Here is a 13,931-nt window from a genome sequence, read left to right as displayed (position 1 = left end):
TCCTACAACCCCAGCTCGGCCCAGATCGCGTCGACACGGGCGACGACGTCGGGCTGTCGCTCGATCACCCTGCCCCATTCGCGATTCGTCTCGCCGGGCCACTTGTTGGTCGCGTCGAGCCCCATCTTGCCGCCGAGGCCCGAAATCGGACTGGCGAAATCGAGGTAGTCGATCGGCGTGTTCTCGACCAGCACCGTGTCGCGCACTGGGTCCATCCGCGTGGTGATCGCCCAGATGACTTCCTTCCAGTCACGCGTATCGACATCGTCATCAACGACGACGATGTACTTGGTGTACATGAACTGGCGGAGGAAGGACCAGACGCCGAACAGCACGCGCTTGGCATGGCCCGGATACTGTTTCCTGATCGAGACGATCGCCATCCGGTAGCTGCAGCCTTCGGCCGGCAGATAAAAGTCGACGATCTCGGGAAACTGCTTCTGCAGGATCGGCACGAAGACTTCGTTCAGTGCCACGCCGAGCATTGCCGGCTCGTCCGGCGGCTTGCCGGTGTAGGTGCTGTGGTAGACCGGATTGTCGCGATGGGTGATCCGGTCGACCTCGAACACCGGGAACCAGTCCTGCTCGTTGTAGTAACCGGTATGGTCGCCATACGGGCCTTCCAGCGCGTGCAGGTAGCCGTCGATTTCCTTGACCGGCACGCCATGCTCGGACACGCCCTCGAATCCCGGCGCGCACGGCTTGATCGCGCCCTCGAGCACGATCTCGGCCGTCGCGGGCACTTGCAGATCACTGCCGACGCATTGCGTCAGCTCGGTCTTGCTGCCGCGCAGCAGGCCGGCAAACTGGTACTCGGACAGCGTATCGGGCACCGGCGTCACGGCGCCGAGGATGGTCGCCGGGTCGCAGCCGAGCACCACGGCGATCGGGAACGGCGTGCCCGGATGCTGCTTGGCGTGCTCGCGAAAATCCAGCGCACCGCCGCGATGCGCCAGCCAGCGCATGATGACCTGATTCTTGCCGATGACCTGCTGGCGATAGATGCCGAGATTCTGCCGTTTCTTGTTCGGCCCGCGCGTGACCACCAGCCCCCAGGTGATCAGCGGCGCCACATCACCGGGCCAGCAATGCTGGACCGGAATCGTCGCCAGATCGACGTCGGGGCCTTCGACCACGTTCTGCTGCACGGCGCCCTTGCGGACTTCCTTCGGCGCCATCGACAGCACCTGCTTCAACAGAGGCAGCTTGTCCCACGCGTCCTTGAATCCCTTGGGCGGCTCGGGCTCTTTCAGGTAGGCCAGCGTCTTGCCGATCTCGCGCAATGCGCTGACCTCCTGCGCCCCCATGCCGAGCGCGACACGGCGCGGCGTGCCGAACAGGTTGCCCAGCACCGGCATCGTGTAACCGGGCACGTTCTCGAACAGAATGGCCGGGCCTTGCGCGCGCAGCGTGCGATCACAGATTTCGGTCATTTCCAGCTTGGGCGAAACCGGCACCGCAACACGTTTTGCCTCACCGAGGACTTCAAGCTGGGAGAAAAAATCGCGCAGATCGTGGTATTTCATCGCAGCAAAATCGGTCTGAAATCAAAGCGGTATTGAACCACAAAACAACACCGCCCGGCTGGGCCGGGCGGTGTTGTTTGATCTGCTGCGAATCAGTCCAGCGACAGCGTCATGGCCACCCGGTAGGTCGCCCCCGGCGCCAGCTCGATGGCGTTGTCGAACACGTCGCCACGCTCGACACACAGGTATTCCCGCCATGCATCGCCGACGTCAGCCATCTTCGCCGCGCTCTCTGCCCACGGGTTCCAGACCACGGCACTGCGTGTATCGCTGGCGATGCGTATCGTCCGGCCGGCGGTCGCGATCGTCTGCACTTCGGGGACATTCACGTAAACGCGGTCCGTCGCTTCGCCAAGCTGCAAGCTACCGGCTTGCAGGTTGCGGGTATTGGCGCCGCCCACGGTATTGATGAAGGTCGTGCCGTCCAGCCCGGAGATCGTAGCTTGCGCTACGTCGCCAACGGCGAAGTAGGTGTGGAAGGCCTGGCTGAACGTGACCGGCGAAGCTCCGAGGTGGGTGAAGCTCAGCGCCAGTGTCACCGCGTGACCGACAGTCACCACGAGTTCGGCACGGAAATCGTCACCCCACAGGGTGCTGGACAGCGCATTCGGCGTCAGTACCAGCGTGACGCGGGTCGTGCCGTCGGCCAGCAGTTCGGCCGCTTCGAGCTGCCATTCGCTGATCCGCGCAAAACCGTGTGCCGGCTTGCCGCCCGGATGACCGCCGAACCACGGCAGGCACAGCGGAATGCCACCACGAATCGCCTTGCCTTCGGTAAACACGACCTTGGGCGACAGCCACAGCAGATCCTCGCCACCAGCAGGAACGAAGGACACCAGATGCGCGCCTTGCAGTGCGATCAGCGCCTTGCCCTGGGCGTTTTCCACCGACAGCAACGGCAGACCGGTCTCTCCGCCGTAAACCGACGACGACGGAAGGATGGAGACGCCGGCTACATCGGTCAGGCGCGAATCGAAGGCGGAAAGCGAAGTCATGATGTCATCCTGAGTAAAACGCCGATTCTAGACCAAAGCGGCAACGACCGGACCGGATGCGGCCCATTCCGCAAATCAGGCCAAATCCTCTTACAAGGCTGTTAATCCTGGCGTCGTGGCACCCAGACCAGCGCATCACCGTCGATCACCGTTTCACCGCGTACGGTGCAGCGCGTGATCAGTCGTGCACGCTGCTTGTCGGGCATCAGCTCGCTCACTGTCGCCATTGCAGTCACGGTGTCGCCGATCTTCACCGGCTTCAGGAAACGCAGGTTTTGCGCCATGTAGATCACGCCCGGTCCGGGCATCCGCGTACCGATCACCGTCGACAGCAGTGAGGCGGTGAGCATGCCGTGGATGATCCGGCCGCCGAAACGGGTTTCGCGGGCGAACTCCTCGTCGATGTGCATCGGATTGTTGTCGCCGGACAGGCCGGCAAACAGCACGACATCGGTTTCGGTGACCGTTTTGCGCTACTCGGCGGTCAGGCCGATCGACAGGTCTTCAAAGCCGTATTGCATATGCACCCCGGCGCAGCCGTTAGAATTGGGACAACATATGCATACGCCGTGACAAAACGATGTTCAAGGTTCTGGTTCCGGTCAAGCGGGTCGTCGACGCCGCAATCCGTGTTTCGCCCCGCAGCGACGGTCTCGATGTCGATCTCGCCAACGCGCACATGGCGATGAATCCGTTCGACGCGATCGCGCTCGAGGAAGCGCTCCGACTTCGGGAAGCCGGCCATGCAGGCGAAATCATCGCGGTCAGCATCGGCCCGGCCGAGGTCGAGGAAACCTTGCGGCAGGCGCTGGCGCTCGGCGCCGATCGCGCACTGCACATCACGATCCCGATCGCCCCCGAGCCGCTGCAGGTCGCCCGTCTTCTGGTGGCGCTGGCGCGCAGCGAACAGGTCGACTTGCTGCTGCTCGGCAAGCAGGCCATCGACAACGACGCCAATCAGGTTGCACAGATGTGCGCCGGCCTGCTGGCTTGGCCGCAAGCCTGCTTTGCGTCGGCGATCCGCGTCGGCAAGCCGGGCTGGCAGGTCGACCGGGAGGTCGACGGCGGGATCGAGACGGTCGAACTGACGCTTCCCGCGGTCATCAGCGCCGACCTGCGCCTCAACACCCCCCGCTATGCCAGGCTGCCGGCGTTGATGGCCGCCAAGCGCAAGCCCATCGAGACACTGACACCGGCAGCATTGGGCATCACCGTCGAAGTACTGAGCCAGCGGCAATCGGTTGCCCGTCCACCGGCACGCGCTGCAGGCGTCCGCGTCGGTTCGGCCAGCGAATGCGTCGCGGCGCTGGTCGCACGCAGCGGCCTTGGCCACGCCTCGGCAGCGCCCGGACTCCGACCGGCGCCCTTCGAGCCAGCCTCGCGGGCCCTGGTCGTCGCGCTCGGTATACAGCCCGGAGAAATCCCCGGGCTGATCGCCGCGGCTGCGCGACTGACCGGCGAAATCGATGTGATCGACGATGGCACAGCCCCCGAGGCGCTGCTGCTCGGGGCCACGCGGCGGCTGCATTGCGAAGTGGCTCCTGCCGATCTCGCTGCGCTGGCAGCCTGGATAGCCGATCTGGCCCGCAGCTATCGTAGTGTGATCACCGCCGCCGACAGCCACGGCAAGGACTGGCTGCCCCGCGCAGCGGCCCTTGATGGCGCCCAGCCATTCAGCGAGGTGATCGCGCTGATCGACGCGAACACGCTGCGTCGGGCGATCTATGCCGGCGACGTGATCGAAACGGTCCGGAGCGATCAGCCCCGTTTGTGGATGACGGTACGCGCGGCAGCGTTTGCGCCGTTGGCAGGCCATCCTCCTGTCCGATCGCCCTTGCCCGCGCCAGCGGAGGCCTCCGCATCAAGACAGCGCATTCTCGCCAGACAAACCCAAGGCAGCTTGTCGCTCAAGGATGCCCGCGCCCTTGTCGCCGGAGGGCGCGCGCTCGCATCGGCCGAGCAGTTCATGGCACTGCTGCAACCGCTCGCCGAACGCTTGAATGGCGGGCTGGCCGCATCACGCGCCGCCGTCGATGCGGGCTATGCACCCAACAGCTGGCAGGTCGGACAGACGGGACAGAGCGTCTCACCCGAGGTCTATGTGGCGGTGGGGATATCCGGGGCGGCGCAGCACGTGGCCGGCATGCGCGACAGCAAGCTGATTGTCGCGATCAATACCGACCAGGATGCGCCGATGATGCAGCTGGCCGACATTGCCTGGCAGGCCGACCTGTTCACCGCGGTACCGGCGTTGTGCGAGGCGCTGGACGCCTACTGCAGCCGCAAGACCGGGTTGTAGTCGTTGCGGCTCGGCTTGAGCCGTTCGGGATCGAGCCAGCGGCCGATCCATTTGAACGTCCGCCGATAGGCGTCATCGGTCGCGGTCTGGTTCGGTGCAACCGTCGCACCGTAGCTGGGATCGACCGCGGCGGGAATGTCCTTGCGCACGCGCACGCCGCTGCCAGGCACGTCGAAGTCGTGATAGGTATCCGAATAGGTGACGAGATGGAAAGTGTCATCCGCGACCTTTTCGGCCAGACGCTGGCACGCTTCGGCCGGCGTCCAGTCGTCTGCCTCGCCGATCAGGATCAGCGTCGGCACCGCCGGCACATAGCGACGGCTGCGGGCCAGCTGCTCGCATCCCGGGTAGAACGCCACGGCCACCTTGATGCCCGGTTTTTCCTTGCCGATCAGGTTGAGCAGCGTCGTCGCGCCATTGGACCAGCCCAGCGCACCGACGCGATTGGCATCGATCTCGCGCCGCAACTTGAGCCAGTTCACCGCGCGCTGCGCGTCCTCGACGCGCTGGGCCACGTTCACCTTGCGTTCGCTGGCCGGCACCGTGCACTGCTCGCGGAGCCCCCGATTGCTGAAGCTGTCCAGCAATAGCACGCCGTAGCCCAGCTCCTGCAGCAGGCTGGCCATCCGGGCATGTCTCACCGTCAGCACGCCAGGCCGGCTCCACAGACCACCGCAACCGTGCAGCAGCAGCATTGCCGGCGCCCGCTGCGCACCGTTCGGCGGCGCGAAATACTCGCCGGTCAGCATTGTTCCGTTCGATCCCATGAACGACACCGCCAGCGCATGCGCCGGCACGGGAACGACAAACAGCAGGCCCCACAACAACAGGGATTTGAAAACGACACGCACTTGACGCACTTGAATAGGCAATCCCGAATTGTGCTGCTTGCGCAGCACCGGAGTGCGATAGGCGACTCCGGAAAACGTCGCAATGTAGCACAGCGCCGCTGATCCCCCCAACCCGACAGCTTTCCTGACAGACGTAATCCAAACCGCGGATGATGCTGTTAGCATGCGAACAACCGCCCATCTCGAGTCGATCATGAGTGACACGCTGAGCTACGAACTTGCAGACAACGGTGTGGCAACGGTGACGTTGCACGAGGACGGGACGCAAACCGTCAACGAAATCCTCATCGCCGAGCTCACGGCCTGCCTGACGGCGTTGTCACACAACTCGCGATTGCGCGCCATCGTACTCAGGGCCAGAGGCAGCGATTTCTGCACCGGTCAGGATGCGCGCTGGCAGGCGCGAATGCTAGAGCATGATCAGGACCACCATTTCGACGAAGCGCTCGAACTGGCGCGGCTGCTGCAACTGATCGACCGGATGCCCGTACCGACCATCGCGCGGGTTCATGGCCAGACCGTCGGTGTCGGCATCGGCCTGATCGCCTGCTGCGACCTGATCGTCGCCCATTCCGGTAGCCGCTTCGCCATCCCCGAGGTCCGAGCCGGTCTGGTACCTGCAATGATCGGCCCCTACCTGATCACCCAGATCGGCGTCAGCGCCGCGCGCCGCTACCTGCTGACCGGCGAAACCTTCGACGCCGACACGGCTCGCCAGATCGGCCTCGTGCACGAAATCGGCAGCCAGGATGCCGAACTGGATCAATGGATCGCCGGCTGGATCTCGGCCGTCCTGCAGAATGGTCCGCATGCCTTGCTGACGGCCAAGCGTCTGATCGCCTCGGTCGCCCACCGTCCGATCGACGACGCCATGAATTCCGATCTGGCGCACCGTCTGGCCCACCTTCATCGCCACCCGGAAGCCAAGGAAGGCATCCACGCGCAGCTGGAATCGCGCCTGCCGCGCTGGCATTCATAGTTTGAACAGTACAGGCATAAAAAAAACGGCGGGAATCCCCGCCGTTTTTCTTTGCCAGCCCGACTTACTCTGCCGGTTTGGCCTGCAATGCGCGACCGTACTCGATCTTCGCCGACTTGCGCAGGCTATCGATGTAGCTGGCGATCTCGACCTGACCGTACATCTGGCCAAGCCCTTCACGCATTCTTTGCAGCAATTGCGCATCGAGCTGCGGCGCAGGTGTCGATTTCTCGACACGGTACAGCACGTAACCCTGTTGCGGCACGGCATTGCCGACGTAGGACGGCAGTTTGTCGGCCGGCGCACGGAACACGGCACTCAGCGTCTGCGGATCAATCCCGCGAGCCTCGCCCCGGTTGAGCTCACCGCCGGGTTGCCATTCGGCCACGACCGTCTCGCCCTTCTGCAGCGCGGCCAGCTTGCGGGCACCGTCTTCCTGCGCGAGCTTGAGCGCCTTCTCGGTCTTCAGCTTGGCAGCAAGATCCGCCGACACGATCGCCAGCGACGGAACCGCGGCCGGCTTGTGCTCGACGATCCGCGCCGACACCACCGTGCCCGGCGCGACTTCGATCGCTTCGGTATTGTGCTTGCCCTTCAGCACGTCATCGCTGAATACGGCCTCGGCCAGCTTCGGATTGTTCAGCAACTGGTCTTGCGAGCCCTGGCGCGTGATCCAGCCGCTTTGCTGGACCTGCAGCTTGAACTGATCGGCCGCCGGTTGCAGGCTGCTGCCCTGCTGGTAAACAAGCTCGTTGAATTTTTCCAGCTGCCCCTGGAAAGCGGCCTGTGCCCGCTCCAGCTTGAGCTTCTGCTCGATTTCCGGCTTCAGATCGGCCAGCGTACGACCACGCACGTCTTCAAGCTTGATGATGTGGAAGCCGAATTCGCTCTGAACCAGACCGCTGAGCTGCCCCTTGTTCAGTTTGAATACGGCGTCGTCAAACGGCTTGACCATTGCGCCATGACCGAACCAGCCCAGATCGCCACCTTGCTCGGCAGATCCCGGATCCTGCGAATACTGCTTGGCCAGCTCGGCAAAACGGGCCGGATTCGCGGTGACTTCCTTCAGCACCGACTCGGCCTTGGCCTTGGCGGCCGCCAGTTGCTCGGCGCTGGCGCCCTTGGGGGTCGCAATCAGGATATGTGCTGCGCGACGCTCCTCCTCGCCCAGATCAGCCTTGTGCGCATCGAAGTACTGCTGCACATCGGCATCGCTGACGTTTTGCGTCTTGGCCAGATCGGCCTGCGACAGCACGACGTAGGCCACCTTCACCATTTCCGGCGTTTTCAGTTCTTGCTGATGCTGGTCGTAGTACTGCTTGATCTCCGCATCGGAAACGTTCGCCTGAGCGAAATAGGCTTCCGGCTTGAGCACGGCAACCGAAACCGAGCGCTTTTCCCCCAGCAGCTTGGCCATCCGGTCCATCGTGCGTTGCGACTGGAAGTTGCCAGCGACAAATGCCGACAGCAGATGGCGCAGGGCGATATCGTCACGGACGCGCTCTTCAAACTGCGCAGCCGTCATCTGCTGCGAAGCCAGCAAAGTCTCGTACTTCTTGGGATCGAAGTGGCCGTTCTCCTGGAAGGCCGGAATCGCAGCAATCGCCTTCTGCAGTTCCGATTCGGTCGCCACGAAATTCTGTTTGGCAGCCGCTTGCAGCAGCAGTTTCTGCCGTACCAGCTGCTCGACCACCATCGGCTTCATTTCATTGGATACAGTCTGGCCGTTGGTTGCCTGTGCGACATCACGTTCGGTGATGCGACTGCCTCCGACTTTGGCGTAAAAGTCGTCGCCTCCTTCCATCGCGCTATAGCCGGAAACACCGAAGCCAACTACCAGCCCCAGCGCCACCAAACCAAGCACGACCTGTACGGCCGTTTTGTTTTTCTGGACAAGATCAAACATGGATACGCAACTCCGCGAGAATTCGCGGAACATGATGCCAGAACCGCTCTCCGCTGTCTCGAATGCCCGGAAGGACGTCGCTTTGGAGAAATTGAACGGCAGAAAAGCAAAAAGCCAAGCTTTCGCTTGGCTTTTTGCTCAAATCTGGCGGAGCGGACGGGACTCGAACCCGCGACCCCCGGCGTGACAGGCCGGTATTCTAACCAACTGAACTACCGCTCCAGAAGAGAAAGCGATTATATCGTATTTCAGAAATTTTGCAAACTTTATTTTGCTTTAATTACTGACTACTAAACTTTCGCTTTATTGGTGGGTAGTAGTGGATTCGAACCACCGACCCCCTGCGTGTGAAGCAGGTGCTCTAACCAACTGAGCTAACCACCCAACCGTTTCGTTACTGCATCAGCAGCAACGAAAGAACATCATTGTACTGCATCTTTCAGCGATTTGCCAGCCCTAAATTTCGGCTGTTTCGCTGCAGCGATTTCGATCGTTTCGCCAGTGCGCGGATTGCGGCCGCTGCGCGCTTCGCGTTCAGCAACGTAGAAGGTGCCGAAGCCGACCAGCGTCACTTCGTCGCCGCCTTGCAGCGCCTTGGAAATGGCTTCGATGGCTGCGTCGAGCGACTTGCCAGCAGCAGCCTTCGACAGGCCTGCAGATTCAGCGATAGCGTCGATCAGTTCAGATTTATTCACGTAGGTCCCCTTTCATTCTGGTTGGTTAGATCCGGCGGGCCGATTGCTAGAGAGGTTATAGCAAGCGGCAAAAATGCATGTCAACTAGTGTTTCGTCTGATGCGGGCGGGTTTGCTCCCCTTCCGAAACGGTATTCTGGCTGACTATTTCAGTACTGCTTCCGGCGATTTGCTCAAGTACGACGGGCTGGCTTTCAAGCGCAAAGCCCAACACTTGATCAAACCATTTCACAGGGTGAATGACAAGGCCACGTTTTACATTGTCAGGAATTTCAGACAAGTCTTTAACGTTGCCCTCTGGAATCAGTACCTGCTTGATGCCGCCACGGTGTGCGGCCAGCAATTTTTCTTTCAAGCCGCCAATCGGCAGTACTTCACCGCGCAAGGTGATTTCGCCCGTCATCGCCACATCGCACCGTACCGGAATATCGGTCAATACCGATACCAAGGCGGTCGCCAAGGCGATACCGGCGCTCGGGCCATCCTTCGGCGTCGCGCCTTCCGGCAAGTGGACATGGATGTCCTTCTTTTCGAAGGCATCCGCGGCAATGCCCAGACGCTCTGCGCGGCTGCGCACGACCGAACGCGCGGCTTCGATCGACTCTTTCATCACGTCGCCCAGCGTACCGGTACGCAGGATATTGCCCTTGCCCGGCATGGTGACGGCTTCGATCGTCAGCAGTTCGCCGCCGACTTCGGTCCAAGCCAGACCGGTGACCTGACCGATCTGGTTCTGTTGCTCTGCCACGCCATACTCGTAGCGCTTGACGCCGAGATACTTCTCCAGCGTTTTCGGCGTCACCAGTACTTTCTTGGCCTGCGGCTTGAGCATCAGGTTCTTGACGACCTTGCGGCAGATCTTGGCGATCTCGCGGTCAAGCGAACGCACGCCGGCTTCGCGCGTGTAATAACGCACGATGTCGCGAACGGCCGCCTCGGAAATGTCCAGCTCACCTTCGCCAACGCCGTTGTTCTTGGTCTGCTTGGGCACCAGATACTTCAGCGCAATATTGACCTTTTCGTCCTCGGTGTAACCGGAGAGGCGAATGACTTCCATCCGGTCGAGCAAGGCCGGCGGGATGTTCAGCGTGTTCGCCGTCGCGACGAACATCACATCGGACAAGTCGTAATCGACTTCCAGATAGTGATCGCTGAACGCGTGGTTCTGCTCCGGATCAAGCACTTCGAGCAGCGCCGACGACGGATCACCGCGGAAATCCTGGCCCAGCTTGTCGACTTCGTCGAGCAGGAACAGCGGGTTCTTGACGCCGACCTTGGTCATGCTCTGGACGATCTTGCCCGGCATCGAACCGATATAGGTCCGGCGATGACCGCGGATTTCAGCTTCGTCACGCACGCCACCGAGCGCCATCCGGACGAACTTTCGACCGGTAGCACGGGCAATGCTTTCGCCGAGCGAGGTCTTGCCGACGCCGGGAGGACCGACGAGGCACAGGATCGGCGCCTTGAGCTTGTCGACGCGCGTCTGCACCGCGAGGTACTCGACAATGCGTTCCTTGACCTTTTCGAGACCGAAGTGATCGATGTCGAGGATTTCCTCGGCACCGACCAGATCCTTGCTGATCTTCGACTTTTTCTTCCAGGGCACGCCGAGCAGCGTATCGATGTAGTTGCGCACGACCGCCGCTTCGGCGCTCATCGGCGACATCATCTTCAGCTTCTTGAGCTCGGCCTCGGCCTTCTCGCGGCCTTCCTTGCTCATGCCGGCAAGCTTGATCTTCTTTTCCAGCTCTTCCAGATCGGCGTTCTCGTCGAGCTCGCCCAGTTCCTTCTGGATCGCCTTGACCTGCTCGTTGAGGTAATACTCGCGCTGGCTCTTTTCCATCTGGCGCTTCACGCGGCCACGGATGCGCTTTTCGACCTGAAGGATGTCCAGTTCGTTTTCGAGCTGCTTGAGCAGATGATCCATCCGCCGGCCGACATCGGGCATTTCCAGAATCGCCTGCTTTTGCTCAAGCTTGAGCGGCAGGTGCGCGGCAACGGTATCGGCCAGGCGACCGGCCGATTCGATGCCCGACAGCGAGGTCAGGATTTCCGGTGGGATCTTCTTGTTCAGTTTGACGTACTGGTCGAACTGCGACAGCAGCGCGCGGCGCATCGCCTCGACCTCGTGGCCTTCGTGCTCGTCGCCGTCAAACGGCGTTGCGTCGGCATGGAAGTAACCGTCTTCGTCAACCAACGAGGTCACCGTGGCACGCTGCACGCCTTCGACCAGCACCTTGACGGTGCCATCGGGCAGTTTCAGCAGCTGCAGTACGGTGGCAATCGTACCGACCGGATAAATGTCGGCCAGCACCGGCTCGTCTTTCTGCGCATTCTTCTGCGCAACAAGCAGGATGTGGCGCCCGGCTTCCATCGCCGCCTCAAGCGCCTTGATCGACTTGGGTCGACCGACGAAGAGCGGGATCACCATATGCGGGAAGACGACGACGTCCCTCAGCGGCAGCATCGGGTACGCAGCGGATTCGTTCAGCGGCACGAGCGGCTCGGACATATTGTTTGCCTTGAAAAGGGTTGCTATGCGTTGTTCGAATAATGTGGTCTGCACGGCGGAAATTCAACGCCGCGCGCCCACCTCGCCAAAATATAATCCGCCCGCTCAAGGCGGGCGGATTCGATCAGGCGGCTTCGGGTTGATCGGGCTCGTCCACGGCCCCGTAAACCATTTGCGGTGATTTCCCGCTTTCGATCACGGCCTTGTCGACGACGACCTTGGCAACGCCCTCGAGCGCCGGCAACTCGTACATGGTATCAAGCAGCGTCCCTTCGAGGATGGAGCGCAGGCCACGCGCACCGGTGCGACGTTCCATGGCTTTCTTGGCAATCGCTTCCAGCGCGTCGGACTCGATGTCGAGCTCGACACCTTCCATATCGAACAGCGCCTGATACTGCTTGAGCAGCGCATTCTTCGGCTCGGTCAGGATGTTCACCAGCGCGGCTTCGTCCAGCTCGTCGAGCGTGGCGATCACCGGCAGACGGCCGACAAACTCGGGAATCAGGCCGAAACGAACCAGATCGTCAGGCTCGACATCGTGCAACACCGTGCCCAGACCGGCCTTTTCATCCTTGCTGACGACCTCGGCACCAAAGCCGATTCCGCCCTTGACCGAACGGTTGCGGATGATCTTGGCCAGACCTTCGAACGCACCGCCGCAAATGAACAGGATGTTGGTGGTATCAACCTGAGGCATCTCGTGGTTCGGGTGCTTGCGGCCGCCGTGCGGCGGTACCGACGCGACCGTACCTTCGACCAGCTTCAGAAGCGCCTGCTGCACGCCCTCACCCGACACATCGCGAGTAATCGACGGGTTTTCCGACTTGCGGGCGATCTTGTCGATTTCGTCGATGTAGACGATGCCGCGCTGGGCCTTTTCAACGTCGAAATCGCACTGAGCCAGCAGCTTGGCGATGATGTGCTCGACGTCTTCGCCGACATAGCCGGCTTCGGTCAGTGTGGTCGCATCGGCGATCACGAACGGCACATCGAGCAGCTTGGCCAGCGTTTGCGCCAGCAAGGTCTTGCCCGAACCGGTCGGGCCGATCAGCAGGATGTTCGACTTCGCGAGTTCGACGCCATTGGCCGACTTGCTGCCCTTGGTCGAGAGACGCTTGAAGTGGTTGTAGACCGCAACGGCAAGAATTTTCTTGGCACGTTCCTGGCCGATCACGTACTGGTCCAGCGTGCCGCGGATCTCGGTCGGCACCGGCAGTTTCTTGCCGTCGCCGCTGGCCGCTTCGACGCCAGGCAACTGCGTTGCCTCATCCTTGAGGATGTCGGTGCACAGCTCGATGCATTCATTGCAGATGAAGACCTGCGGGCCGGCGATCAGCTTCTTGACCTCGTGCTGGCTTTTGCCGCAGAACGAGCAGTACAGCAGTTTTTCGTTGGATTTGTCGGTCATGGTCCCCCCTCCTTGAGGTTACGCTTCGGGGCGGATTCGTAAAGATGATCGGGAACTCGCCCGGCGCCGAACACCGGACGAGCTTACATCATTCAGCCCTGGAACTAGGCAAGCGCCTGGCGCGATACCAGTACGTCGTCGATGAGGCCATAAGCCTTGGCTTCGACCGAGCTCATGAAATTATCACGATCGGTGTCGCGTTCGATGGTTTCGATCGGCTGACCGGTATGCTTGGCGAGCATTTCGTTCAGCGAACGCTTGGTCTTCAGCAGTTCGCGGGCATGGATTTCGATATCCGACGCTTGGCCAGCGAGCCCCCCGATCAGCGGCTGATGGATCATGATGCGCGCATTCGGCAGCGCAAAGCGCTTGCCCTCGGCACCGGCGGCCAGCAGGAATGCCCCCATCGACGCGGCGAGGCCATTGCACAGGGTCGAAACCTTGGGCTTGATGAACTGCATCGTGTCGTAGATCGCCAGACCGGCCGTAACCGAACCACCCGGCGAATTGATGTAGAAGTGGATGTCCTTGTCCGGATTTTCACTTTCCAGGAACAGCAGCTGTGCGACGATCACATTGGCAGTGGCGTCATTCACCGGCCCCACCAGAAAGATCACCCGCTCGCGCAACAGCCGCGAGTAGATGTCGTACGCACGCTCACCACGACCGCTCTGTTCGATCACCATCGGCACGTAGCCGAGGCCTTGCGGGTCAAATTCCGATCGTTGCATGATCACCTCATGAGTGGGGTTGTTTTC

General features: G+C 61.5%; 10 protein-coding genes, 2 tRNA genes and 2 pseudogenes. 3 read left to right on the top strand and 11 right to left on the bottom strand.

Going from position 1 to position 13,931, the window contains the following annotated elements; genetic code table 11:
- Positions 1-2: 2 nt before the first annotated feature.
- From ubiD to JMJ54_RS05690, 3 genes and pseudogenes are all read right to left on the bottom strand, one after another.
- Positions 3-1,526, bottom strand: coding sequence for a 4-hydroxy-3-polyprenylbenzoate decarboxylase (gene ubiD / locus JMJ54_RS05700; RefSeq protein WP_203536989.1), 1,524 nt, complete (start codon positions 1,524-1,526; stop codon positions 3-5).
- Between the two features lie 92 nt (positions 1,527-1,618).
- Positions 1,619-2,521, bottom strand: coding sequence for a D-hexose-6-phosphate mutarotase (locus JMJ54_RS05695; RefSeq protein ID WP_203536988.1), 903 nt, complete (start codon positions 2,519-2,521; stop codon positions 1,619-1,621).
- 101 nt (positions 2,522-2,622) lie between these two features.
- A pseudogene (locus JMJ54_RS05690) lies at positions 2,623-2,979 on the bottom strand (MaoC family dehydratase); the annotation flags it as partial.
- A gap of 122 nt (positions 2,980-3,101) precedes the next feature.
- Between JMJ54_RS05690 and JMJ54_RS19615 the strand changes: the two are divergent.
- Both JMJ54_RS19615 and JMJ54_RS19610 read left to right on the top strand, forming a co-directional pair.
- Positions 3,102-3,830: pseudogene (locus tag JMJ54_RS19615) on the top strand (electron transfer flavoprotein subunit beta/FixA family protein); the annotation flags it as partial.
- Positions 3,828-4,820, top strand: coding sequence for an electron transfer flavoprotein subunit alpha/FixB family protein (locus tag JMJ54_RS19610; protein WP_238999950.1), 993 nt, complete (start codon positions 3,828-3,830; stop codon positions 4,818-4,820). The pseudogene JMJ54_RS19615 and the gene JMJ54_RS19610, both read left to right, overlap by 3 nt.
- Here the strand turns inward: JMJ54_RS19610 and JMJ54_RS05680 are convergent.
- Positions 4,793-5,671, bottom strand: coding sequence for a dienelactone hydrolase family protein (locus tag JMJ54_RS05680; protein WP_203536986.1), 879 nt, complete (start codon positions 5,669-5,671; stop codon positions 4,793-4,795). The two genes, JMJ54_RS19610 and JMJ54_RS05680, sit on opposite strands and share 28 nt — an antisense overlap.
- A 193-nt stretch (positions 5,672-5,864) precedes the next feature.
- Between JMJ54_RS05680 and JMJ54_RS05675 the strand changes: the two genes are divergently transcribed.
- Positions 5,865-6,650 carry an enoyl-CoA hydratase-related protein gene (locus JMJ54_RS05675; RefSeq protein WP_203536985.1) on the top strand — a complete coding sequence of 262 codons (786 nt, stop codon included), beginning with the start codon at positions 5,865-5,867 and terminating at the stop codon, positions 6,648-6,650.
- Positions 6,651-6,714: 64 nt separating this feature from the next.
- Here the strand turns inward: JMJ54_RS05675 and JMJ54_RS05670 are convergent, their stop codons facing one another.
- The 7 genes from JMJ54_RS05670 to clpP all read right to left on the bottom strand — a co-directional run bounded on the left by JMJ54_RS05670 (position 6,715) and on the right by clpP (position 13,904).
- Positions 6,715-8,556 (bottom strand): SurA N-terminal domain-containing protein, encoded by a 1,842-nt coding sequence (locus JMJ54_RS05670; RefSeq protein WP_203536984.1) that lies wholly within the window; start codon positions 8,554-8,556, stop codon positions 6,715-6,717.
- 145 nt (positions 8,557-8,701) lie between these two features.
- Positions 8,702-8,778 (bottom strand) — tRNA-Asp (locus JMJ54_RS05665).
- A gap of 85 nt (positions 8,779-8,863) precedes the next feature.
- Positions 8,864-8,940 (bottom strand) — tRNA-Val (locus JMJ54_RS05660).
- 38 nt (positions 8,941-8,978) lie between these two features.
- On the bottom strand, positions 8,979-9,251 hold the full coding sequence (locus JMJ54_RS05655) for an HU family DNA-binding protein (RefSeq protein WP_189458638.1): 273 nt from the start codon (positions 9,249-9,251) through the stop codon (positions 8,979-8,981).
- An 84-nt stretch (positions 9,252-9,335) separates the two neighbouring features.
- A complete protein-coding gene (gene lon, locus JMJ54_RS05650) occupies positions 9,336-11,765 on the bottom strand; it encodes an endopeptidase La (protein WP_203536983.1) in 2,430 nt (809 codons plus the stop codon).
- Positions 11,766-11,889: 124 nt separating this feature from the next.
- Positions 11,890-13,173: an ATP-dependent Clp protease ATP-binding subunit ClpX gene (gene clpX / locus JMJ54_RS05645; RefSeq protein WP_203536982.1), complete on the bottom strand. Its 1,284-nt coding sequence runs from the start codon at positions 13,171-13,173 to the stop codon at positions 11,890-11,892.
- A gap of 104 nt (positions 13,174-13,277) precedes the next feature.
- On the bottom strand, positions 13,278-13,904 hold the full coding sequence (gene clpP / locus JMJ54_RS05640) for an ATP-dependent Clp endopeptidase proteolytic subunit ClpP (RefSeq protein WP_203536981.1): 627 nt from the start codon (positions 13,902-13,904) through the stop codon (positions 13,278-13,280).
- Between the last annotated feature and the right edge of the window lie 27 nt (positions 13,905-13,931).

This window comes from Jeongeupia naejangsanensis (genome assembly GCF_016865585.1).
Taxonomy (GTDB): domain Bacteria; phylum Pseudomonadota; class Gammaproteobacteria; order Burkholderiales; family Chitinibacteraceae; genus Jeongeupia; species Jeongeupia naejangsanensis.
Note: the sequence above shows the minus strand (reverse complement) of the source record. Positions and strands in the feature narration are given on the sequence as shown.